General features: G+C 68.6%; 22 protein-coding genes. 12 read left to right on the top strand and 10 right to left on the bottom strand.

Annotation, left to right across the window (positions count from 1 at the left end; translation table 11 throughout):
- Window positions 1–79 precede the first annotated feature (79 nt).
- From FDA38_RS13945 to FDA38_RS13925, 5 genes are read left to right on the top strand one after another with little or no spacing between them, the layout of a single operon-like run.
- The gene (locus tag FDA38_RS13945) at window positions 80–994 is read left to right on the top strand and encodes an ABC transporter ATP-binding protein (protein WP_137254460.1); all 915 of its coding nucleotides are present in this window, start codon (window positions 80–82) and stop codon (window positions 992–994) included.
- Window positions 991–1,761, top strand: coding sequence for an ABC transporter permease (locus FDA38_RS13940; protein ID WP_137254459.1), 771 nt, complete (start codon window positions 991–993; stop codon window positions 1,759–1,761). Before FDA38_RS13945 ends, FDA38_RS13940 begins: the two co-directional genes overlap by 4 nt.
- Before the next feature lie 25 nt (window positions 1,762–1,786).
- Window positions 1,787–3,031, top strand: coding sequence for a sensor histidine kinase (locus tag FDA38_RS13935; RefSeq protein WP_233714705.1), 1,245 nt, complete (start codon window positions 1,787–1,789; stop codon window positions 3,029–3,031).
- Window positions 3,024–3,656 (top strand): response regulator, encoded by a 633-nt coding sequence (locus FDA38_RS13930; RefSeq protein WP_137254457.1) that lies wholly within the window; start codon window positions 3,024–3,026, stop codon window positions 3,654–3,656. Before FDA38_RS13935 ends, FDA38_RS13930 begins: the two co-directional genes overlap by 8 nt.
- Window positions 3,657–3,691: 35 nt before the next feature.
- Window positions 3,692–4,081, top strand: a complete 390-nt coding sequence (locus tag FDA38_RS13925; RefSeq protein WP_137254456.1) for an STAS domain-containing protein — start codon at window positions 3,692–3,694, stop codon at window positions 4,079–4,081.
- On the opposite strand, the gene FDA38_RS13920 is transcribed toward FDA38_RS13925, so the two are convergent.
- The 4 genes from FDA38_RS13920 to FDA38_RS42210 are packed head-to-tail and all read right to left on the bottom strand — an operon-like array spanning window position 4,065 to window position 8,411.
- Window positions 4,065–4,937, bottom strand: coding sequence for a carbohydrate ABC transporter permease (locus FDA38_RS13920; RefSeq protein WP_137254455.1), 873 nt, complete (start codon window positions 4,935–4,937; stop codon window positions 4,065–4,067). The genes FDA38_RS13925 and FDA38_RS13920 overlap by 17 nt on opposite strands.
- Window positions 4,934–5,974 carry a carbohydrate ABC transporter permease gene (locus FDA38_RS13915; protein WP_202877679.1) on the bottom strand — a complete coding sequence of 347 codons (1,041 nt, stop codon included), beginning with the start codon at window positions 5,972–5,974 and terminating at the stop codon, window positions 4,934–4,936. The genes FDA38_RS13920 and FDA38_RS13915 overlap by 4 nt, the downstream gene beginning before the upstream one ends.
- Window positions 5,971–7,209 (bottom strand): extracellular solute-binding protein, encoded by a 1,239-nt coding sequence (locus FDA38_RS13910; protein WP_137254454.1) that lies wholly within the window; start codon window positions 7,207–7,209, stop codon window positions 5,971–5,973. Before FDA38_RS13910 ends, FDA38_RS13915 begins: the two co-directional genes overlap by 4 nt.
- Window positions 7,206–8,411 carry a hypothetical protein gene (locus FDA38_RS42210; RefSeq protein ID WP_170989729.1) on the bottom strand — a complete coding sequence of 402 codons (1,206 nt, stop codon included), beginning with the start codon at window positions 8,409–8,411 and terminating at the stop codon, window positions 7,206–7,208. The genes FDA38_RS13910 and FDA38_RS42210 overlap by 4 nt, the downstream gene beginning before the upstream one ends.
- A 102-nt stretch (window positions 8,412–8,513) precedes the next feature.
- Between FDA38_RS42210 and FDA38_RS42205 the strand changes: the two genes are divergently transcribed.
- Both FDA38_RS42205 and FDA38_RS13895 read left to right on the top strand, forming a co-directional pair.
- Window positions 8,514–10,232 carry a glycoside hydrolase family 36 protein gene (locus tag FDA38_RS42205; protein ID WP_170989728.1) on the top strand — a complete coding sequence of 573 codons (1,719 nt, stop codon included), beginning with the start codon at window positions 8,514–8,516 and terminating at the stop codon, window positions 10,230–10,232.
- A gap of 10 nt (window positions 10,233–10,242) precedes the next feature.
- On the top strand, window positions 10,243–11,217 hold the full coding sequence (locus FDA38_RS13895) for a LacI family DNA-binding transcriptional regulator (RefSeq protein WP_137254451.1): 975 nt from the start codon (window positions 10,243–10,245) through the stop codon (window positions 11,215–11,217).
- Here FDA38_RS13895 and FDA38_RS13890 read toward each other — a convergent pair.
- Window positions 11,183–12,067 (bottom strand): LysR family transcriptional regulator, encoded by an 885-nt coding sequence (locus tag FDA38_RS13890; protein WP_137254450.1) that lies wholly within the window; start codon window positions 12,065–12,067, stop codon window positions 11,183–11,185. The two genes, FDA38_RS13895 and FDA38_RS13890, sit on opposite strands and share 35 nt — an antisense overlap.
- Window positions 12,068–12,137: 70 nt before the next feature.
- On the opposite strand from FDA38_RS13890, the gene FDA38_RS13885 reads away from it, so the two are divergent.
- The gene (locus tag FDA38_RS13885) at window positions 12,138–12,887 is read left to right on the top strand and encodes an SDR family oxidoreductase (protein WP_137254449.1); all 750 of its coding nucleotides are present in this window, start codon (window positions 12,138–12,140) and stop codon (window positions 12,885–12,887) included.
- Here the strand turns inward: FDA38_RS13885 and FDA38_RS13880 are convergent.
- The gene (locus tag FDA38_RS13880) at window positions 12,847–14,049 is read right to left on the bottom strand and encodes an MFS transporter (RefSeq protein ID WP_233714704.1); all 1,203 of its coding nucleotides are present in this window, start codon (window positions 14,047–14,049) and stop codon (window positions 12,847–12,849) included. The genes FDA38_RS13885 and FDA38_RS13880 overlap by 41 nt on opposite strands.
- Before the next feature lie 67 nt (window positions 14,050–14,116).
- On the opposite strand from FDA38_RS13880, the gene FDA38_RS13875 reads away from it, so the two are divergent.
- Genes FDA38_RS13875 through FDA38_RS13865 form a run of 3 tightly spaced genes read left to right on the top strand, consistent with a single transcriptional unit; the run spans window position 14,117 to window position 16,809 of the window.
- Window positions 14,117–15,094 carry a DUF5937 family protein gene (locus FDA38_RS13875; protein ID WP_170989727.1) on the top strand — a complete coding sequence of 326 codons (978 nt, stop codon included), beginning with the start codon at window positions 14,117–14,119 and terminating at the stop codon, window positions 15,092–15,094.
- Window positions 15,095–15,120: 26 nt separating this feature from the next.
- Window positions 15,121–15,792 (top strand): hypothetical protein, encoded by a 672-nt coding sequence (locus FDA38_RS13870; RefSeq protein ID WP_137254447.1) that lies wholly within the window; start codon window positions 15,121–15,123, stop codon window positions 15,790–15,792.
- 45 nt (window positions 15,793–15,837) lie between these two features.
- A complete protein-coding gene (locus FDA38_RS13865; RefSeq protein ID WP_233714703.1) occupies window positions 15,838–16,809 on the top strand; it encodes an EamA family transporter in 972 nt (323 codons plus the stop codon).
- On the opposite strand, the gene FDA38_RS13860 is transcribed toward FDA38_RS13865, so the two are convergent.
- The 4 genes from FDA38_RS13860 to FDA38_RS13845 form a co-directional block, all read right to left on the bottom strand.
- Window positions 16,802–17,953 (bottom strand): alanine--tRNA ligase-related protein, encoded by a 1,152-nt coding sequence (locus FDA38_RS13860; RefSeq protein WP_137254445.1) that lies wholly within the window; start codon window positions 17,951–17,953, stop codon window positions 16,802–16,804. The genes FDA38_RS13865 and FDA38_RS13860 overlap by 8 nt on opposite strands.
- Window positions 17,954–18,168: 215 nt before the next feature.
- Window positions 18,169–18,816, bottom strand: coding sequence for a response regulator transcription factor (locus FDA38_RS13855; RefSeq protein WP_137254444.1), 648 nt, complete (start codon window positions 18,814–18,816; stop codon window positions 18,169–18,171).
- Window positions 18,804–20,549 (bottom strand): sensor histidine kinase, encoded by a 1,746-nt coding sequence (locus FDA38_RS13850; RefSeq protein WP_137254443.1) that lies wholly within the window; start codon window positions 20,547–20,549, stop codon window positions 18,804–18,806. The genes FDA38_RS13855 and FDA38_RS13850 overlap by 13 nt, the downstream gene beginning before the upstream one ends.
- Complete coding sequence (locus tag FDA38_RS13845) at window positions 20,546–20,911, bottom strand: response regulator (RefSeq protein WP_137254442.1); 366 nt, start codon at window positions 20,909–20,911, stop codon at window positions 20,546–20,548. The genes FDA38_RS13850 and FDA38_RS13845 overlap by 4 nt, the downstream gene beginning before the upstream one ends.
- Window positions 20,912–21,060: 149 nt before the next feature.
- Here FDA38_RS13845 and FDA38_RS13840 point away from each other — a divergent pair, with 149 nt between their 5' ends.
- The gene (locus FDA38_RS13840) at window positions 21,061–22,995 is read left to right on the top strand and encodes an alpha/beta fold hydrolase (protein ID WP_137254441.1); all 1,935 of its coding nucleotides are present in this window, start codon (window positions 21,061–21,063) and stop codon (window positions 22,993–22,995) included.
- The last annotated feature ends 1 nt before the right edge of the window (window position 22,996 follow it).

Genomic DNA, 22,996 nt, shown 5'->3' with positions numbered 1-22,996 from the left:
GGGGTCAGCCATTTGGATGATCTCGGGTTGAGCTTGATGGGCGATGCCGGTGGGGTGGTCGTTCGGCGAAGCTCGATGCATGACCACGAACAGGCCGATCGTCGAAGTCGGCAACCTGCGTAAGTCGTACGGCGGCCGCGCCGTCGTCGACGACCTGTCCTTCACCGTCGACGAGGGCGAGATCTTCGGGATCCTCGGCCCGAACGGCGCCGGCAAGACCACCACGGTCGAATGCGTCGAGGGACTGCGCGTCCCCGACAGCGGCCTGGTCCGGGTTGCCGGGCTCGACCCGGTCGCCGACCACGCGGCCGTCACCCAGGTGCTCGGCGCGCAGCTCCAGGAGAGCGAGCTGCAGGCCAAGCTCACCGTCCGCGAGGCCCTCGAGCTGTACGCCGCCTTGTACCCGAACCCGGCCGACTGGCGCCCGCTGGCCGAGCGCCTCGGCCTGACCGATCAGCTGACCTCGCGCTTCGGCGTACTCAGCGGCGGCCAGAAGCAGCGGCTGTTCATCGCGCTCGCGCTGATCGGCAACCCGCGGGTCGTCGTACTCGACGAGCTGACCACCGGCCTGGACCCGCGGGCCCGGCGCGACACGTGGGAGGTCGTCGAGGACGTCCGCGCCCGCGGCGTCACCGTCCTCCTGGTCACGCACTTCATGGAAGAGGCGCAGCGGCTGTGCGACCGGATCGCGGTCATCGACAAGGGCAAGATCACCGCGCTCGACACACCCCAGGGTCTGATCAGCCGTACGGCGGGATCGACCGTCATCTCGTTCACCCCGTCGGCTCCGGTCGACGACGTGGACCTGGCCGCGCTGCCGGCGCTCGCGTCCGTCGAGCAGAAGGACGGCCGGATCACGCTCGGCGGCACCGACGAGACCGTGACCGCCGTGCTGTCGCTACTCGCCCGCCACCGCATCACCGCCCACCAGCTTCGCGTCACCGACGCCACCCTCGACGACGCCTTCCTTGATCTGACAGGAGCCAACTCATGAGCGCCATCGCCCCGACCGTTCGCAGCACCTCGCCGAGGGCCGCCGTACTGCGTGCCGAGGCCCGGCTGTTCCGCCGGGAGCCCGGGACCTTGTTCTGGATCCTCGGCTTCCCGCCGCTGCTGCTGGTGATCCTGGGAAGCATCCCGTCGTTCCGGAAGGCCGACGCCGGCCTCGGCGGGCTGCGGATCATCGACCTGTACGTACCGATCCTCGTCCTGGTCGCGCTGATCGTGACCGGCCTGCAGACGATGCCGCCGATCATCACCGGGTACCGCGAGCGCGGCATCCTGCGCCGGATGTCGGCGACCCCGGTCAAGCCGTCCGCGCTGCTGACCGCGCAGATGGGGCTGAACGGCTCGGCCGCGATCGTGTCGGCGCTGGTCTGCCTGGCGTTCGGCCGGATCGCGTTCGATGTCCAGTTGCCGAAACAGGCGGCCGGCTATGCGCTGGCGCTGCTCCTCGCGGCAGCCGCGGCCTTCGCGCTCGGAGCTCTGGTGTCCGCACTCGCCCCCACCGCGAAGATCGCCACCGCGATCGGCTCGGCAGTGTTCTTCCCGAGCATGTTCTGCGCGGGCGTCTGGCTGCCCGTGCAGTCCATGCCGCACGTACTGCGTCAGATCGTCGAGCTGACTCCCTTCGGTGCAGCGGCTCGCGCACTCGGCCAGGCAGCGGCCGGTGACTGGCCATCCTGGTCCCACCTCGGCGTTCTGGCCGCCTGGGCAGTGCTTCTGTCCGCAGCCGCCGCCAAGTGGTTCCGCTGGGAATGATCGGCCCGTAATGCAAACTGGGAGCGTGACTGTGGGAGTAGAGGAAGCAGGCGACCTCGAGCGGCGGCAGGAAGTCTTCCGCCGTTGCGCGCCGTACTTCCTGCTCGCCCTCGGCACCTTCCTGGCTGTGATGACGGCCGGCCTGATCACGCCGTTCGACCACGAACGGGTCCTGGCCGGGGCGCTGGTGGGGTCGGCTCTCGTCGTGGAGCTGTCCTGGACGTGGATCGCCCGGCGCCACCCGGATCCGAGCCGGGTGTCATTCGCGTACTACGTGCTGCGTTGGGCGATCGGCTTCGCGCTCACCATCCTGAACGGCTTCTTCGCGTTCTACGCGGTGTCGGGGTACTACGACGCCGACGAACGGATCCCCTGGCGGCGGGCGCGCCGGTTCGCCCTGTTCGCCTGCTCCATCCCGATCTCCGCAGCCCAGGCCAGCGGCATCCCGGTGCACGACACGGCCCGGTGGCTGGTGTTCGCGGGCCTGTTGATCGCGAACAACCTGCTGCTGACGGTGGTCAAACATTTCGCCGACCAGGAGGAGGCTCGGTCGCGGTCCCGGGCCGCCACCATCGCGGAGCTCCAGCAGGCTCACGAGGAGAACGCGGCGTTGCAGGCGCAGCTTCTCGTCCAGGCCCGCGAGGCAGGCATCGCCGACGAACGTCGCCGGCTGGCCGCGGAGATCCACGACACGATCGCGCAGGGGCTGACCGGCATCATCGCCCAGCTCCAGGTCGTCGCGAACACCTCCGACCCGGCGATCGTCAAGGACCACGTCAGCCTCGCGACCGACCTGGCCCGGCACAGCCTGGGCGAGGCGCGGCGTTCGGTCCACAACCTCGCCCCGGTCGGCCTGTCGAACGACGGGCTGCCCGAAGCACTGCGGAAGATCGTCGACCAGTGGGCCGAGCGCAGCGCCGTACGTGCAGAGTTCACGGTGACCGGGACGCCGCAGCATCTGCACGGGGAGATCTCGGCGACGATCCTGCGCATCACCCAGGAGGCCCTGGCGAACGTCGCGAAACACGCGGCTGCCACCCGGGTCGGAGTCACGCTCAGCTTCATGGACAGCGAGGTCACATTGGACGTCCGCGACGACGGCAAGGGTTTCGACCCGATGTCGCTACCCGCCCGCACCAACACCGGCGGCTTCGGCCTCGACGGCATGCGGGCCCGGGCCGAACGCATCGCCGGATCGCTCACCGTCGAGGCCGAACCAGGCTTCGGTACGGCGGTGTCGGCTCGCGTACCGTTGGTGCCCCATGCCTGACATCTCGCTGCTCCTCGTCGACGATCACCCGGTGGTTCGCAACGGCCTGCGCGGCATGTTCGAATCGGCGCCCGGCTTCACCGTGCTCGGCGAGGCGTCGAACGGCGTGGAGGCGGTCGAGCTGGCCGCGGACCTCAACCCGGACGTCGTCCTGATGGACCTGCGGATGCCCGGCGGTGGTGGGCTCGACGCGATCACCGAGCTGACCCGGCGTGGCATCCGGTCGAAGGTTCTGGTCCTGACCACCTGGGACACCGACACCGACACGCTGCCCGCGATCGAAGCGGGCGCGACCGGTTACCTGCTCAAGGACGCGCCGCAGGACGACCTGTTCAACGCCGTACGCCAAGCGGCCGAGGGTCGGACGGTGCTCTCCCCCGCGGTCGCCTCCCGGCTCGTCACGGCTGTCCGTACGCCGGCGCCGAGCCCGCTGGCCGCACGCGAACGGCAGGTTTTGGAGCTGGTCGCGAAGGGTACGCCGAATCGCGATATCGCTCGGGAGCTGTTCATCAGCGAGGCGACGGTGAAGACCCATCTCAGCCACGTCTTCACGAAGCTGGGCGTCACCGATCGGGCCGCGGCGGTGGCCAAGGGGTACGAGCAGGGCATCCTCGGCCGGGACTGACTCCGGGACGTTAGCCGCGGGGTACAGGTCATGACATGAAACCCGATGTGAACCGCCCCTTTGCCTGTAACTGGAGTGCCGTCGGTGAGTGCGCGATCGTCCGGGTCGCCGGCCCGGTCGAGGTCAGCGCGCTGTCGACTTTCGCCGACGAACTCCGCCATGTGATCACCACCAAACTCCCCCGCCTCGTCGTCGACCTCCGCCGCGTCACCGCGATGGAAGCAGCCGGCCTCGACGTCCTCGCCGACGCCCACCAACTAGCCATCGAAAACGGCGGCTGGCTCCGAGCCTCCGGCGCCGCCCAATGGCTCGCCGACCTGATCCGAGCCACCCACTCCACCCGCCCTCTGGACCACTACCCCACCCTCGCCGACGCCCTCCCGTCGTACCGCCCAGCAGCAGTAGGAGCTACTTACCACCGCTGAACGTGATGCCGTTGGTGATCTGCTTCTGGGCGATGAAGAAGATGAGTAGGCACGGGATCGTGATCAGGACTGATGTTGCCATGAGCAACGGGGTGTCGGTGCCGTTGACGGATTGGAAGCCGGCCAGGGCCAGGGGCAAGGTTTTCCATTGGTCGGAGTTGATGTAGATGGCGGGGCCGAGGAAGTTGTTCCAGTAGCCCATGAAGAGCAGGATCGAGACGGCTACGACCGCGGGCCGCGCCAGTGGTAGGTAGACCAGCCAGAAGGTCTTGAACCAGCCGCAGCCGTCGACGACCGCCGCGTCGGCCAGCTCGGACGGCATCCGGGCGAAGAACTGGCGGAACAGGAAGATGTAGAACGGCGAACCGAAGAACGCCGGCAGGATCAGCGGGTACAGCGTGTCGACCATGCCGAGGTTGTTGAACAGCATGAACTGCGGCACCATCGTCACCTCCCCCGGCAGCAGCATCGTCGCGAGTACGACCGCGAACAGCACCCCGGCGAACCGCACCCGCAGTCGCGCGAACGCGAACCCGGCCAGCGAGCACGAGAACACTGTCCCGATGATCGGGATCAGCGTGGTCAGCACCGAGTTCAAGGCGTACCGCCAGAACGGGAACGACGTCACCGCGCGGGTGTAGTTACTCCACAAAAACTCGTGCGGTACGACGCTCGCGCCCGAACTCCCCACTCCGGCCAGCGATCGCAGCGACGTCGCGATCATCCACAGGAACGGGTACACGAACACCAGCGACCCGAGCGCGAGTACGACGTACAGGACGACGGTAAGCGTGACGTTGCGGCGCCAGAACGGCCGGTCCGCACGCACGACCAAGGGTTCTGCGAGTGCAGTCATCGACGCCTCCGCTTCCGGCCGAGTTCAGTCTCGTAGTACACGGCGAACGCGCTCCCGCGCAGCGTGACCGCGGTCAGCGCGAGGATCACGACGAACAGGATCCACGCCAGCGCGGACGCATAGCCCATCCGGAAGTTCTGGAACGCGTTGTCGTAGAGGTAGTAGACGAAGAACAGCAGCGAGTCCTTGGGGCCGCCGTTCGCGATGAAGCCCTGGGTGAAGATCTGCAGCGAGCCGATGATGCCGGTCAGCGCGTTGAACAGGATGATCGGCGACAACTGCGGCAGCGTCACGTGCCAGAACTGCCGCACCGGCCCGGCGCCGTCCAGCGCCGCCGCCTCGTACAGGTTCGTCGGCACGTCCTTCAGCCCTGCCAGGTAGATCACCATCGCGCCGCCGACCGTCCACAGACTCATCAGGATCACCGTCGGCAGCGCCCACGACGAGTCGTTGAACCAGCCCGGTCCCTGGATGCCGAAATGTGCGAGTACGTCGTTCGCCAGCCCGTACTGCGGGTTGAACACCCACAGGAACAGCACCATCTGCGCGACACCCGAGACGAGCGAAGGCAGGTACCAGACCGTCCGGAAGAACCGCATGCCAGGCAGTTCCGTGTTCAGCAGCAACGCGACCAGGAACGCCAGCACGGTCTGCAGCGGCACGCTGATCACGGCGTACAGCAAGGTCACCTTCAGCGCCTGCGCGACCTGCGGATCCTGGAAGGCCTCCGTGTAGTTGGCGAGTCCAACGAACTGCGGTGGCGTGATCAGGTCCCACGACGTCAGGCTGACGTAGACCGACGACGCCATCGGCCCGAGCGTGAACAGGCAGAACCCGATCAGCCACGGTGAGACGAACAGCCAGAACGCGATCGTCTTGTCGGCCCGCGGCCAGCGCCGCCGCGCCCCGTACGCCGCCAGTCCGATGACGGCGTACAGGACGATCAGCAGGAGCAGGAACGGGACCAGCGGCACGAGGGCGCTGGGAACACCCCAGGACGCCGCCAGGTCACGGATCCAGCCGACGGTGGGATTCACTTCTTCAGGGCCTGCGTGCACTTGCCGGCGAGCTGCGGCAGGATCTTCGCGACGTCGTCCTTGCCGGTGCCGAGCGCGGTGTAGCTGGTCATGCCCTTGTCGGCGTCACCGGAGATCTGCGCCTCCTTGGCGACCGAGACGCCGACGATGCCCGACTTGAGCGCGGTGGTGAACGCGGCCAGGTTACGTTCGGCCGGTAGCACCTTCTCCAGCGTCGGCGTCGAGGCCGCGATGATCGGTACGCCGAGCGCCGTGTTGCCCTGGATCAGCTGGTCCTGAGCTACCTGCTGCGTACTGGCGAACTCGACGAACTTCTTGGCGGTCTCGAGCTGCTTGCCGCTCGCGTTCTTCGCGATACCGAGCCCGTCGACCTCCATCGGGAATCCCTTGCCCGGTACCGGGACCAGCGTCCAGTTCGGCTTGCTGATCTTCGCGAAGTCGGCGACCGTCCACGGCCCGAAGTCGCTGAACGTCGCCAGCCGCCCGGCCGCGAACCACTGCGCCTGGTCCTGTCCCTGGATATCGGTCGACGTCGGTGCGTACCGGTTCTTCTGCATGTCGACGACGTACTGCGCGGTCTGTACGCCGGTGCCGTCGCCGAAGGTGCACTCGGTCGCGTCGTCGTTGTAGTAGCTGCCGCCGGCCGCGGTCAACCAGCCGCGGTACCAGAGGTTGCTCGAGCCGTAGACGCGGGCCTTGCCGTCGCCGTGCGACAACTTGGCGGCGATCGTCTTGAACTCGTCGAGGCTCAGCGGAGTGGTTGCGCTGGGCAACGGTACGCCGGCGGCCTTGAACGCGTCGGTGTTGATCGCCATCACCTTGGGCTTGGCCGCGAACGGCATCGCGTAGTACTTGTCCTGGTACTGCATCGCGGACGAGATGTTCGGCTGCACGTACTTGCCGGGGTCAACGGTCTGCTCGGCGAAGCTGGGCGCGAACCCGGCCAGGCTGGTGTTGCTGATCTCCATCACCGTCGACTGGGTGCCGGCCGCGATCGAGGTCTGCAGCTTCTGCTCGTAGTCGGACTGGATCCAGTTCGTGGTCACCTTGGTGCCCGGGTTCGCCTTCTCGAAGGCGGCGGCGATCGCCTTCAGCGACGCGGCTTCGGAGTTCGTGCCCCAGAACGAGAAGCTGATCTCGGCGTTCCCGGTGTCTTTGTTCGAGGCCGGCGCATTGCCGGTCGCGCAACCGGCGGCGAGGAGGATGGCGATTGCGGTGGGCAACAGTTTCTTCATGAGGGGTCCTTGGTCACCCGGGCGGATTGACCCGGTTCGAGGGAGTGGGTCTCGGAGCCGACGGTCACCGCGAGCGGACCCGGTCCGCTGTGCACGGTGACGTCGGTCGTGTGGCGGCCTTCCTGGCTGATGCGCAGGTCCCAGTCGCCGACCCGGACGTGGTCGGCGGTGAGTACGTCGATCTCGGCGGGCAGATGGGATCCGACGGTCAGGGCCGCGTTCGGGGCGTCGGGTCGTAGACCGAGCAGCCCGGCGACCAGGTGCTCGACGACGGTGAACGAGATCTCCGGGTAGTCGTCACGGCTGTCGATCAGATGCTTGGTCCAGCGCCAGGCGGATTCGTCCCGGCCGTACTTGAACAGGAACTCGGGCCAGTAGCTGAACGACTCGATATTGAGCGGCGGATGGGACTCCATCTGCGCCTCGAGGTAGTCGAGGAAACGTTCGTCGCCGCTCAGCCCGAACAACGGGACCAGCGTGTGCGATTCGAGTCCCCAGTCGAAGTCGAGTCCGTCCTTGGTGATGCCGCGGGCGAAGTGGTCGCCGTTCCACCACTCGCCATACGTTGCGCGGATCCGGTCGGCCTCGGCGTGACGGCCGAGCTTGCGGAGTACGGCGTACTGCGTGGCGAGGCCGTCGCCCGCGACGAACAGCGGCGCCTCGCGCTCGTTGTAGGTGGCGGTGCCGAGGAAGATGTCCGCCGTACCACCGGCCTCGGGGATGCCGTCGCCGTCGGCGTCATGTGCCTCGACGAACTCGCCGACGCTGTGCCGGTAGTACGCCGCCAGGTCGGGGTCGTCGATCCAGCGGCGGTCACCGGTCCAGTCGTACTGCTCCAGCGCCCGGTAGGTCAGGTCGAACACCGCGGGGATCTCCCGGACGAAATGCTCGTCGTTGTGATAGTCGAGGGCGGCGATCCGCCCGTCGAAGTGGAAGGCCCAGATCGGGAACCACTTCCGCGCCGGCGTCGCCGAGCGGGCGAAGTGGCGGAACATCGCGAAGTTCTCCGCGTCCAGCCCGAGCAGGTGCGCGCCGGCCGCCTGGTGGCAGACGTCGCGCGAGTAGAACATCGGCCGGGACGGGTAGCCGGCCCAGTACGACGGCAGGTTGCCGGGGCCGGTCTGCACCCAGGCCAGCGCGCGCTTCTGGGCCCACGCGAAGGCCTCCTCGACGTAGGCGCTGCTGGACGTCAGGGTCAGCACGGCGACTCCTCGGAGAATCGGATATTAGCGCTAAAACTAGAGACGACGGCCAATTCCGTCAATACCTTCTTGGGGTCGCGTTTTACCGCTATAGTCCAGGGCGTGACGACTTTCGACCTCCGCTCCCCCGACGGCCGGACCACCCGGACCGGCACCCTCACGGGCACGGGCACGATCACCCCGCGACCGGTCGCAACGCCCGGACTGCAGTCGTACGACGTGCGGTCCGACGGCTCGGTGACGTTGCGGTGGACGTGGCCGGCCGAGGAGGCGGTCACGCTGTGGCGGCCGACGCAGGACTCGCGGCGCAACCTGCCGACCGACTGGGGCTCGCACCGCGACGTGCGCTCGGTCCGCTCGGCACCCGCCGCGACGCTCGTCGACGCACAGGACAGGGCCATCGTCACGGTCTCGTTGTCGTCGAACGTCCGCGACTGCGACTTCGCCGTCGGAGTGAACGAGGAGACGGCCGAGCAGCTCTTCGAGTTGACCGTGACCGACGTGGAGGGCGAGTCCTTCGCCTTGCGGATCGACACCCGGACGCAGCACTTCGCCGAGGCGCTGCGAGGTGTGTCGGACGAGTGGACCGCCGAGCTGGCCGACCGGATCGCCCGGGTGCCCGACGTTGCGCGGACCGCGATGTACTCGACCTGGTACAGCGATCACCAGCACGTGTCGGCCGAGTCCGTCGAGCGGCACGCCCGCGCCGGTACGGCGTACGGCTGCACCGCGGTGATCGTCGACGACGGTTGGCAGACCGACGACACCCGGCGCGGGTATGCGTACTGCGGTGACTGGGAGCCGACCAGCCAGACGTTCCCCGACATGGCAGCGCACGTACGGCGGGTGCACGAGCTCGGCCAGCGGTATGTGCTGTGGCTCGCGCCGCCGTTGATCGGGGTGCACTCGAAGGCTTGGGATCGGTTGAAGGACCGCACGCTTGGATTCGCGGACGGCGAGGTGACCGCGGTACTTGACCCGCGCTATCCGGAGGTCCGGGAGCACCTTGTCGAGTGTTGCGTGCGGCCTGCGCGGGACTGGGGCGTTGACGGGCTCAAGCTGGACTTCATCGATTCGTGGGCGCGGGACGACGTTCCGCCGGCGCCGGGTAGCGATTGCGAGTCGGTCGACGAGGGTGTGGAGCGGTTCCTGCAGGCGGTGACGGATGAGCTGCGGCGGCTGCGGGCCGACGTACTGATCGAGTTCCGGCAGGACTACGTGCACCCTCGGCTGTGGCAGTTCGGCACGTTCTTGCGGGCCGGCGACTGCGCGCTCGACCCGGTGGAGAATCGCGTCCGCACGGTCGACTGCCGGCTGCTGGCCGGTGATCGCGCGGTGCATTCGGACATGCTGCTGTGGCATCCGAAAGCGTCTGCGGAGAATGTTGCGCAGCAGTTCATCGGCGCCTTGTTCAGTACGCCGCAGGTGTCGATGGAGCTCGACGCGTTGTCGCCGGAGCACGAGCAGGTGGTGCGGCATTGGCTCGGGTTCATGCGCGATCACGCCGACGTGCTGCTGCACGGCGTACTGCTGCCGTCTCGCGCGGATGCGCGCTATACGCAGGTGCGGGCCGTCGGTGCTGCCGAGACGATTGTTGCTGTGTTCGCGAACCCCGTCGTGCGGGTATCGGATCCGTGCACGCTGGTCGTGAACGGTGGCGCCGACGGCAGGATCTACGTCGAGGGTGCCGAGGACCGGCCGGTCGAGCTCGTAGTGTCGGACTGCGCCGGTGGTGAGGTGTCTCGCAGTACGACGACGCCGGCGGGGCTGTGGGCGATCGACGTACCGGTCGGCGGGGTGGCCAGGATCGTACGGATCTGAGGGGGATGGATTGAAGCGAACGACCGTTGCCGATGTGGCGAAGCTTGCCGGGGTGTCGGCGATGACGGTGTCGAATGTGTTGAACGCACCGCACCGGGTCAGCGAGCCGACCGTTCGGACCGTGCGCGCCGCGATCGAGGAGCTCGGGTACATCCCGAACCACGCGGCCCGTGCGCTGTCGTCCGGACGCAGTCAGGTGATCGGGCTCCCGCTGTACTTCGAGGACGAGGAGAACCCTGGTCTCGGCGGATTCCTGCACGGGTTGCTCGGTGGTCTGGTGAAGGCGGCCGCGTTGTCCGGGTACGGCGTGCATGTGGCCACGCCCGCTGAGAACGCGACCGAGATCGCGCTGTACGAGAAGCTGATCGCGGCTCGGCAGGTGGATGCGATCGTCGTACTCGAGACGATGCCGCACGACGAACGGATCGAGTTCCTCAGCCAGCGGCGGTTCCCGTTCGTCGCCTTCGGGCGGACCGGGCCGACGCAACGGCAGTGCTGGGTCGACGTCGACAACGAGACGTCGATGGCCGGAATCGCACAACATCTGCGATCGACCGGTCGGAAGCGGGCGGTCTATCTCGCGACGGACAGCTCATTGCCGTGGGTGCACCAGCGGCAGGCCGGGTTCGTCCGCGAGTTCCCGTCGACGGTGGTGCGCTCGTTCGGGACGCTCGAGGCGGTTGCGGCGTACGTCGAGGAGTCCGCGGCGCCGGACGTTTTCGTCGCCGACAACGACGCGTTCGCGGTCGTGGCGATGCGGTCACTGCAGCGGCGCGGAATCACCGTCGGCGAGGACGTAGCAGTCACCGGCTTCAACGACTTCCCCTTCGCCAGCATGCTCGACACCCCACTGACAACAGCCCGAATCCCGCTACGAGACATCGCAACCTGCCTCTTCGACCGCGCCCTACACGAGATCAGCGACGAACCGGACGCGCCCGGCCGACTCGTCACAGCCCCTCTGGTCGTCCGCTCGAGTGCTTGATTGCGGCTTCGACGAAGCGGGCCAGCTGTTGCGAGCGGCTGCCGGCCGGCCAGACGACGTACATCCGGTAGACCTCGACGTCGGTGACCGGGCGGTAGACGACGTCTGGGCGGATGTTGCGTTCGGACATCGACTGCGGGACCAGCGCGACGGCCTGGCCGAAGGCGACGACCTCCAGCAACTGCGAGGAGTCCTGCACGATCGGTCCGTCGACCGGATCGTCCGGGCGCGCCGACCAGTAGTTGCGCTCGGCAACATTGGCCCGGCTCCATCGCGGCGCCGGGATCCCGGCCAGATCCTCGGCGCGCAAGACCTCACGCTCGGCCAGCTCATGCCCCGCAGGCAACGCAGCCACTCGAGGCTCGGTGTATAGCTCCTCCAACTCGAGTCCGTGGTCATCGAACGGCCGGCTGACCAGCGCCACATCCGCCCGCCCGTTCCGCACCATGTCCGCCTGCTCGCCGAACCCACTCACCACGACCTGCACCCCCGGCAGCTCATCCCGCAGCTCCGCGACGATCCGATGCAGCAACTCCGTCGCGACGCCAGGCTTGGCCGTCACCACTAGTCCCCCGGTAACAGCCCCGGCCCGCTGCGTCCGCCGTACGGCGGAATCCAACGCATCCAGCACCGGCCCCGACTCCTTCAGCAAGGTCTCCCCCGCCGACGTCAGCTCGAGCCGCGTCCCCGACCGGTCGAACAGGTCGACGCCGAGCCGGTGCTCGAGCTGGCGCATCGCCCGCGACAGCGGCGGCTGGGCGATGCCGAGTCGCTCGGCGGCGCGGGTGATGTTCAGGTCCTCGGCGACCGCGCGGAAGTAGCGCAGTTCGCGGATCTCTGGTTCCGGCATACCTCCAGGGTATGGCGGACCACCTGATCGGTGTTGGTCCGCGGCGGTGGTTCCGCGCTGGACTGGGGACATGAATCAGAACGAAGTCGCCCTGGTGACGGGCGGAAACAAAGGAATCGGCCGCGAGATCGTCCGGCAACTCGGCCTGCGCGGACTCACGGTGTACCTGGCGGCACGGAACGCGGAGCTGGGCTCGGCCGCCGCGGCGGAGCTCAAGGACGAGGGTCTCGACGTACGGTTCGTGCAGCTCGACGTGACGGATGTGGAGTCGGTCGACGCCGCCGCGAAACAGGTCGAGGCAGACTCCGGCCGGCTCGACGTGCTGGTGAACAACGCCGGCATCGTGGCCGAATGGGGTACGTCGGTCGCCGACATCACCGCCGACCAGGTACGCACGGCGTACGACGTGAACGTGTTCGGAGTCGTCTCCGCAATCCACGCGTTCGTACCGCTGCTCCGACAATCGCCGAACGCCCGGATCGTGAACATGTCCAGCGGCCTCGGCTCCGTCAACCTCCTCTCCGAACTCGACGGCCGCCTCGCCACCCAAGGCCTGCTCGCCTACAGCTCGTCGAAGGCCGCCCTCAACGCCCTCACCCTGGTCTACGCCAGCGCCCTCCGCGCCGACGGCATCAAGGTGAACGCCGCAACCCCCGGCCTCGTCCCGACCGACCTCAATTCCCAAGCCTCCGTCCCCCGCGGCGAGCGCACCGTGACAGACGGAGCAGCCGTACCCGTCGCCCTCGCGACACTGCCCGCAGACGGCCCGACCGGCGTCTTCAGAGGACCTGGCTCACTGGGCGACGTGGCTCCGTGGTGAGGGCCTGACGGGCTATCAGCAGCGTGGTCGCCGTACCGAGGATGCCTGCACAGGCGATGGTGAGGTTGGGGGCGAGGAACGAGCCGACCACGCCGGCCAGGGCGATGCTGACGCCCTGGATCGCCATCAGGCCGCTGGTCTGGACGGTGAACAGGCGGCCGCGGTACGACGGCTCGACCGACTGCAGGATCAGCGGGTCGATGCCCTGGTTGAACGCGTAGCCGGCGCCGGCGATCGCCAGCAGTACGGCGGCGACCGGCACGCCCGGCTCGGCCAGGAACGCGATCGCGGGGAGCTGACTGGTGACCAGGAACGGGACGACGAGCCGTCGCCGCGCGGAAGGGGGAAACCGCGCGACGACGAGCTCGCCGAGCACAGAGCCGACCGCGTAGCCAGTGAACAGCACGCTGGCGGCCGCAGCGGCAGTGCCGACCTGAGCGGTGTAGGCAACGGCCAGTCCATCCGGGACCGAGGAGAACGCCGGGGCCACCCAGGTCAGCAGGATCAGGTAGCGAAGCTTCCTGTGGCCGAACAGCAGCTGCAGCCCGGACCACGAGTCACGGACCGTGTTGCTCTTCCGCTCCCCCGGCGGCGTGTACGGCGTACCCGCGCCGATCAGGACCGCCGACGCGACGAAGCTGACCGCATCCAGCGCGAGCAACCAGTTCGCACCGACCAGCGCGACCGCGATCCCACCCAGCGCGAAGCCGCTCAGTACCGCGACCTGACTAATTGCCCGCAGCAACGACCTGCCGATCGGGAACAGGTCCGGCGACAGCAGGTGGGCCAGGCTCGCCGCCCGCGCACCGGCGAACAGCGGCGCGATGATCCCGGTCCCGAGCAACAACCCGAGCAGCCCCGCCACCGGCATGCCTGGCACGAGCATGGCGGCGATGCAGGCCGCGCTGAGCAGATCGCACACCACCAGCACCCGCCGCGCCGGGAAGCGATCCGCGACCGACGACAGCAGCACGCCACCGACGGCGTACGGCAGGAACGAGCACGCCAGGACGAGTGCCGACAGCAACGGTGATCCGGTGCGCTCGAAGACCAGGATCGACAACGCGACCTGCGCGGCAACGGTTCCGAGCATCGACACCGCGTGCGCACCGAACACCGCACGCATGCCGGGAACGCGCAGGACAGCTCCGTAGGACCTCACGCCGAGAGGGTGCACGATGATCGGGACCCGGGCGTAGAGTTTTGGTTGTGGCCGAAAGTTCATGCCCATGACGGCGCTGCGGTTCACGCAGGCCGACGCACTGCGCTGCCGGTTCGGGGCGTCGCCGCTGTGGGAGACGATGTCCGCCGTACGAGTGCTGCACGGGGCGAAGCACCGGCCGCTGTACGCCGACTGGATCGCGGCCCGGCAGGACGCCGCGAGCAAGCTCGATCTGCGTGGGCTGAAGGCCGTCCAGCCGCGCGTCGGGTTCACGCCCGACTTCCTCACCCCACCGCCCAAGGCATCGAGGGCGAAGTTCGCGACCGAGGTCGCCCGCGTACGGAGCACCCCGCTCGAGCGGGTACGGAGCGAGCTGGTCCGCTCACGGGACGAGCAGAAGAACCCGGGCGCACCTGAGATCGAGAAGATGCTGACCGACCTGGCCGGCACCCGGGAGCGGCTCGCGGACGAGATCGAGAGCGCCTGGGAGACGCTGATCAAACCTGACTGGCCGCTGATCAGCCGCGTCCTCGAGGACGACATCGCGTACCGCGGTCAGCAACTCACGGACGGCGGACTGGCCGGCCTTTTCGACGACCTGCACCCGACGCTGATCTGGGAGGACGATCGGCTGATCCTCACCCGGTACCGGTTCGAGGGCCGCGACCTCACCGGGCAGGGCCTCCTGCTGGTCCCCGGCGTCTTCGCCTGGCCGCACCTCGTGATCGTCGCGGACCCGGCGTACCACCCGACCCTCGTCTACCCCGCGCGCGGCGCCGCTCGCCTCTGGTCCGACGCACCCGCTCCCCCGGACGCCCTCGCCCGCCTCCTGGGCCGCACCCGCGCCACTCTGCTCATCGCACTCGACCCGCCGGCCACCACGAGCGCACTCGCCGCCCAGTACGACCTCGCCCTCGCCACAGTCGCCGAACACCTCTCCGCGCTGTACGACGCCGGGCTGGCCACACGTCGTCGCACCGGCCATCAGGTCCACTACCGGCGGACCGAGGTGGGACAGGCCGTCGTCGACGCCTCCGTCGGATAGTGCGGCTTCGGGGACAGAATGCGGGGGTGGACAAGGTTCAGAAACCTCCAGCGCCGACCATGAAGCACATCCGGCGCTGGCCGGCGACACTGGCGGTCTGCGCGGCGCTGATCCTGCAGGTGCTGGTGCCGACGCAGATCAACGTGCTGCCGCAATGGCTGTTGCCGGGCCTAGGGCTGCTGCTCCTGCTGCCGCTGGTGTGGATGAACCCGTTCCACCTGTCCAGGGATGAGCCCTGGCTCCGCTGGGTCGCCCTCGTGCTCATCAGCCTGCTGGTGGTCACCAACGCGGTGTACCTGGGCGGCCTGATCTATTTCCTGAACCATGGCTCCGCCAACAACGGTGACGTGCTGGTGAAGGGCGCAGTCGTGATCTGGGTGACCAACGTCGTCGCGTTCGCGATCTGGTACTGGGAGGTCGACCGCGGCGGGCCGTTCGCGCGGGCGCCCGAGCACCAGCGCAAGGAGGAGCGGGTCGACCTGCTGTTCCCGCAGTTGACCGTCGATCTGCCCGGCTGGGAGCGCTGGCTGCCCGGATTCACCGACTACCTGTTCGTATCGCTCACCGCGGCGACCGCGTTCAGCCCGACCGACACGATGCCGCTGACCGCGCGCACCAAAACGCTGATGGGCGCCCAGTCGCTGATCTCGTTGCTGACCATCGCGGTGGTCGCGGCCCGCGCGGTGAACGTCCTGTGAGATCTCCCTCGACAGTTCTGTAATGAGCATGAGACCGTTATGCCCATGTACAGCACGAAGTCGGTGGGGTTGGGGTTCGCGATCTTCTCCGCGATCACGTTCGGCGGCTCGGGACCGTTCGCCAAGGCGCTGATCGGGGCCGGGTTCACACCGCAGCAGGCGGCCTGGCTGCGCATCCTCGGCGCCGCCGTCGTGCTCGTCCCGCTCGTGCTGGCGTTCCGCGGCCGCGCCGGACTCCGTGCGGCGCGGGCGTCCTGGAAGGCGCTCGTGCTCTACGGCCTGACCGGGATCGCCGGCTGCCAGACGCTGTTCTTCATCGCGGCGAGCCGGCTGCCGGTCGGGGTCGCGCTGATGCTCGAGTTCTCCGGCCCGATCCTGGTGGTCGCCTGGCTGAAGTTCGGGCAGAAGGTCGCCGTACCGCGGTCGGCCGCGATCGGCGTCAGCATCGCGGTCGTCGGTCTCGCGACGGTGGCCGAGATCTGGACCGGGCTGCAGATCGACCCGATCGGCCTGCTCGCCGGACTCGGTGCGGCCGCGTGCCAGGCGACGTACTTCATTCTGATCGACAAGCTGACCGGTGCCGCGGATCCGCTGGTGATGACTGCGGCCGGCAGTGTCGTCGGTGCCGTCGTACTCACCTTCGTCGCCGCCCCGTGGGGTACGCCGTGGCACGTGCTCGTCGACACGATCGCGATCGGCCACCGGCACGCACCCGGCTGGGTGATGGCGGCCTGGCTGATCCTGGTGAGTACGGTCGTCGCCTACCTCGCCGGCGCGGCCGCCGTACAGCGCCTGTCCGCAGCGATTGCCGGCGCGGTCGCGTACGTCGAGGTTGTCGCGGCGTGCATCTTCGCGCTGATCCTCCTCGGCGAGACGCTTCGGACCAACCAGATCATCGGCGGCGTGATCGTGCTCGTCGGCGCGTTCGTGGCCCAGTCGTCGGTCGGGAAGGTCGCTTCCCCGGAGATCCCGGATTCCGATACTCCCCGCACCGACGTACTGGATCCCGTCATCTGAGCGAGTCCACCAGCTCCCGTGGCAGGCCATGGGTCTCGTGCAGGTACTCGTAGTCGGTGTCGTCGAGTGACTTGTGGAAGCGCTCGTGGCTGAGCACCTTCCGGCCGCGGTCGAGCAGGTTGCTGAACCGGATCTCCTCGTCGATCAGGATCCGCCGGATCAGCGTCACCGTCTCGCCCTGGTGGAAGTGGTTCAGCGTGTGCTCGAACAGTTCGATCGGCACATCGGACAGCGAGCGTGAGTCGTCGTCGCGCCACAGCGTGGTCAGCATCCGGCGGATCAGCCGGCGCAGCACGTACCCGCGGCCGGTGTTCGACGGGTGCACGCCGTCGCCGACGATCACGATGCTGGACCGCAGGTGGTCGATCACGATCCGCTGCGACCGCTCGTCGAGCTTCCACAGCTTCGGGATCGTCCGCAGCCACGGCTCGAACAGCGAGGTCTCGTACACCGAGCGCTTGCCCTCGAGCAGCATCGTCAGCCGCTCGAGGCCGAGACCGGTGTCGATGTTCTGCTGCTTGAGCGGCTCGAGCGAGCCGTCGTCGAGGCGGCGGTAGCGCATCATCACGTGGTTCCACACCTCGACCCAGCGGTCGTCGGTGGTCGGCGTACCCTCCGGATCGCCGTCGCCGGTCCAGACGAAGATCTCCGAGTCCGGGCCGCACGGACCGGTCGGGCCGTTCGACCACCAGTTGTCCTCGGTGGTCAGCTCGATCGGCAGGCCGAGCTCCTGCCAGGTCCGCAGCGATTCCTGGTCCAGCGGCACCTGCTCGTCACCGCCGAACACGGTCACGTACATCCGCCGCGGATCGAGGCCGAAGCGGGTGGTGAGCAGCTCGTACCCCCACCTGAGCGTCTCGCTGCTCCCGTAGTCGCCGAGCGACCACGAGCCCAGCATCTCGAACACGGTCAGGTGGGTCGGATCACCCACCTCGTCGAGATCGGTGGTTCGCAGGCATCGCTGGATGCCCACGAGTCTGCGCCCCAGCGGATGAGGCTCGCCTTCCAGGTACGGCGTGAGTGGATGCATCCCCGAGGTCGTGAACAGCACCGGATCGCCCAGCCGCGGGATGAGCGTGGACCCGGTCGTCGGGACGTGGTCGCGGTCGATGAAGAAGTCGATGAAAGTCCTGCTGATGGTCATGTCCTTGGTCCTTGTCAGATCGGACCGGAACCAGACCACCGGGAAGCAGAAACAACAACACCGGCGAACCGTTTCCGGTCGCCGGTGGGAGTTTCGAAGATGTCAGGCAGCGGCAGCCGGAGAGCAGAAAGCTCGTACGGCTGCGGCAAGTCGGAACATCCGGTGCATGTGGCTCACAGTACACGATTCAACGCATCAGCTGTCCAGTAATTCCCTCAGGCGTCGGAAGCACGCAAGAACATCAGGACGGCCCTGACCCGGCGATGGTCGTCGAGCCCCGGCGGCAGCCCGAACTTGTGGAAGATCGAGCGGACATGTGCCTCGACGGTCTTCGGGCTGAGCACCAGCGAGTCGGTGATCGACTGGTTCGACCGGCCCTGAGCCATCAGTTCGAGGACGTCACGTTCGCGCTCTGACAGCCGTTCGACCGGGCTGCGCGGCCGGCCGAGGAGCTGCTCGACCACGGCCGGATCGATGACCAGGTCGCCGCGGCCGATCCGGCGTACCGCATCGGTGAAGTCGGTCAGCTGGACCACCCGGTCCTTGAGCAGGTAGCCGGTCCCGGTGGCACCGCTGGACAGCAGGGTCAGCGCGTACTGCGGTTCGACGTACTGCGACAGCACGAGAACGGCCGTGCCCGGGTGCTGGGCGCGGATCTCCTGCGCCGCGGTCAGCCCCTCCTTGCCGTACCCGGGCGGCATCCGGATGTCGACGATCGCCACGTCCGGCCGGTGCCGGTCGACCAGGATCCGCAGCTCATCGGCATCCCCGGCCTGGCCGACCACCTCGAACCCGGCCTCGGTGAGCAGTCGCGCCATCCCCTCGCGGAAGAGCAGCGAGTCCTCGGCGATCACGACACGCATGGGATCTCCGCGCAGATGCAGGTGCCGAGGCCCGGCGGGCTGTCGACGTGGAGCTGACCGTCGACGGCGGCGACCCGGTCGGCCAGACCCCGCAGCCCTGATCCCTCCGGGTCGGCACCGCCTTTCCCGTCGTCACGGATCTCCACCAGCAGCCGCCCGTCCACCCGGCGTACGGCGACCGATACCTCCTCGGCCGAAGCGTGTTTGGCGGCATTGGCGAGCGCCTCGGAGATGACGAAGTACGCGACCGCCTCGACGGCCGGCTCGAACCGTTCGGGCGGTACGGCGAGCAGGCGGACGTGCACCGCGGACCGTTCGCTCAACGACCGCAGCGCCGGGACCAGCCCTTCGTCGACCAGGATCGACGGATGGATTCCGCGGGCCAGCTCGCGCAGCTCGGCCAGTGCCGTGGTCAACCCGTCCGCGATCGCCGCCACCGAGTCCGCGACGGCCGGATCGTCGCCGGCCGCAAGCTTCGCCGCCGCCGTCCGCGCGTCCAGCGCCAACGACACCAGCCGCTGCTGCGCGCCGTCGTGCAGGTCCCGCTCGAGCCGGCGACGTTCGTTGTCTGCGGCAACCACAATCCTGGACCGGGACGCGCGGACCTCCGCCAGCTGGGCGCTCAGCTCGGTCCGCAGCCGATCGTTGTCGACCGCCATCCGCACCACTGCCCCGGCCGAGTTCAGCAGGTCGCCGCCGTCCAGCAACGCGCGATCGTGAACCACGGCAACCATCGGGCGGCCGTCGTGCTCGAGGTACGTCGTCGACCGGGTCGATCCGGCGCCCGGGAGATCCAGGGCGGCGCCGGTCGAGGTGCGATAGCGCTGACTCCCCGTGTCCCAGCGACCGATGGCCAGGCAGGGATCCCCCAGTACGCGCGCCATCGTGCGCTCGACCAGGTCCAGCCCGGAGTGCTCGGCGAGCTCCGTCACGAGCTCGCCGATCCGCGCCTGCCGCGCCCACCCGAGTGACAGCCCCACCAGGATCGCCACGGGATGGACGAGCCCGGCGTACACCGCCACCTGGTTGATCGCCTGGCTGATCTCCGGATGGGTGTCGTAGAGCTTCAGGTGGTTGGCGATGATCTGCGCGCTCAGCGCCAGCAGAAGGGGTACGGCGGCAACCAGTACGGGACCCGAGATCCGCCGCAGCGGACGGCTCGCTCGCCACCACCTGACCACGCAGACCACCGCGAGACCGAGGAATATCGGCACCATGAAGTACACGCGTGCCGGGAACGCGGCGTAGATCCGGTCGAGCAGGCTGACGACGCCCGGGCCTGCGTGGAGCAGGTTGAGGTCGGGCGGGCAGGCCGAACAGTCGAAGTCGGACGCATCGGTGCCGAGGATCGGGATCGTCGTCCAGCACAGCATGGCCAGAACGGCCGCAAGGACGGCCAACTGCTCCCACCGACGGGTGAGCCGACCGCTGGGGAATGACAGCAGCAGCGCGACCAGGGCCGGCAGGTAGGCCCCCTCGAACGCAACACCGATCGTCCAGACCAGCGGGACGTGTGCACCCTCGAACAGGAACATCAGGTAGGCGACGCCGGTAAGGATGAGCAGGATGCCGGTGCGGTTGCGCGGCTGCCGGTCCCACGCGATCAAACCGGCCACCAGGTACAGCCAGGGCAGCAGACCCCACTGCCACCCGGCCTGTCCGACCCGCCACAACTGCAGGCAGACGACGGCTCCGGCGAGTGCCACCAGCACCGCTACAAGTCGCCGATTCACGGTGCCCTCGCAAGCAGGGCAGTGATTCTCGACTCCGACAGCTCGGCCTTCGGGATGAAGCCGCGCGCCGGCGTTCCGGTCAGGCGGGTGCGGTAGTCGGACGCGTCCCGGATCGAGGTCAGGATCACCGCCGGGGCGTCCGGCTCCTCGGCCAACTGCCGGGCGACCTCGAACCCGTTCATATCCGGCAACTGGACGTCGAGCAGCACCACGTCGGGTCGCAGCGTGCGAACAGCCGTGATCGCCGATCTGCCGTCACCGGATTCGCCGATCACGACGAAACCCTGCGACTCCAGCATCCGGCGGGCCGAGCTCCGGAACAGGACATGGTCGTCCACGATGAGGAACCGCGCCGCCCCCATCCCCACATCGTCGGGCCCGCCGGACCGCTCGTCAATCAGGGCCAGCCCTCAATCGCGGTCCGGTGGCCGCCCCGATGCGGCATCCACGCGCCGGCTGATTGGCTGGCCGGCAGGCGGGGGTACGCCCCGTGCGGGAGGGGGATCCAGCCATGCCGATCATCAGAAGACGTCGCGTCCGCTCCGTGGTGCTGTCGCTGACAGCTTGTATCGCGCTTCTTGCCACGGGCACCCAGCCCGCCGTATCCACACCACTTCGCACCGATCGACTCGAGCTCAGTCCGTGCGCGGACGATCCGGCGTTCCGCTGCGGCACGCTGCCGGTCCCACTCGACCGCCGGCATCCCGACGGCCGCACGGTGCCGCTGCATGTCGAGGTCTTCCCACACACCGGTCCCACCGCCGCACCGGCCGGCGCGGTGTTCATCACCTTGGGCGGTCCCGGGGCGTCGATCAGCCTGTCCGACAAATATGGGTACGTCGACCTGTTGTCGACGGTCGCCGAGACCCGCGATCTGGTCTTCGTCGACCAGCGTGGCGTCGGTCTGTCCGCGGCGATCGACTGCCCCGACTGGCAGCACGGCGGGCCGTTCTACGCCTCGGCGGCCAAGTGCCACGACCAGCTCGGCGATGCCGCGAATCTCTACAGCACAACGGATGTGGCCGACGACCTCGAGCAGGTCCGGCGCGCGCTGGCGTACGGCGACATCGATCTGGTCGGGGCGTCGTACGCCGCCAACGACATGGTCACCTACGCGACGCGCTGGAAGCAGAACGTCCGGTCGATCTCCCTCGGCGCACCGGCGCTGACCGTCGACACCGATCCCTTCTACGCCTACCAGCCGAAGCACTACCCCGCTCTCGTGAACGCCGTCTGCGGCCGCTCCCCGGCCTGCTCGGCGGCCAACCCGGACCCGGCCGCTTCGCTGGCCTGGCTGGCGGACCGGCTGCGCCGTACGCCGGTCAGCGGTGTCGGCGTCGACTCGCACGGCGTCCCGCACCGGATCACCGTGACCGAGAACCTGCTCGCGACTGCCATCATGCCGTTCAACGGCGGCAGCTTCGTCGGTCCGGGAGAGATCACCCAGGCCGCAGTGGCGCTACAGCGCGGTGATGCCGTTCCGCTGCTGCGGCTGGCGGCGGACGTCGACCCGGCGAACGGCTTCGATGCCGGCGATCCACGGGAGTTCTCCAACGGCCACGCGCTCGCCCGGATGTGCGTCGACCAGCCTGTGCAGTGGGACAAGGACGCGAGCCCGGCGCGGCGACTCCAGCAGTACGCCGCAGCCTTCGCGGCCGAGCCGGCGCGCTACGGACCGATCTCCAAGAGTGCCTGGGATCACGAAGGCTATCTGGGCTTCCAGCCGCTGCCGTGCATCGCGTCGAGCTGGGAGGACCGGCCGAGCTACCCCAGCGGTACGAAGGTTCGCGGCGTACCGGCTCTGATCGTGACCGGCGAATACGACGCCGGTGTCACGCCGGAGGCCGGCCGGATCGCGTCCCGGGTCCTCGTCGGGTCGACGTACGTCGAGCTGGCGGCGGTCGGGCATGCGACCTGGTTCACGGGCTCGTGCGGGACCGTCCTGCTGCAGCGGTTCATCCAGACCCTGGCCGTCGGCGATACGTCGTGTGCCCGGACCCCGCCCGCGGGCTGGTGGATGCCCGGCAGCTTCCCGCTGACGGCAGCGGCCGCACCTCCGGCCCGGCAGACAGCCGGTCCACCCGCCACGACCGACGTACGCCGACTCGCCACCGTCACCGCGGAGACCGTCATGGACGGCCTCCAGCACATCGCCTCGATCTCCGGCCTCGTGGCAGGCGGACTCCGCGGTGGAACCGTGACGTACGACGACAGCTCGGAGCGACCGTTCGTCTACGACGCGGCGCGGTTCACGCGCGATGTCTCAGTCTCCGGCTCGACCACCTGGACCCCGGACGGCATCGACGGCACGTTCACCGTACGCACTCCGGCCGGCACGACGGCAACCGCAACCGTCCGTGGCGCCTTCACCCACCTCGGCGGGACCGTCACGGTGACCCTGCGCCAGAACAACCGCACCCAGACCTTCGAACTCCCCGGATACTGAG

Origin of the sequence: Kribbella jiaozuonensis (assembly GCF_005233875.1) — a bacterium.
Taxonomy (GTDB): domain Bacteria; phylum Actinomycetota; class Actinomycetes; order Propionibacteriales; family Kribbellaceae; genus Kribbella; species Kribbella jiaozuonensis.
The sequence above is the reverse complement of the archived record's forward strand: the minus strand, read 5'-3'. Positions and strand labels throughout refer to the sequence as shown.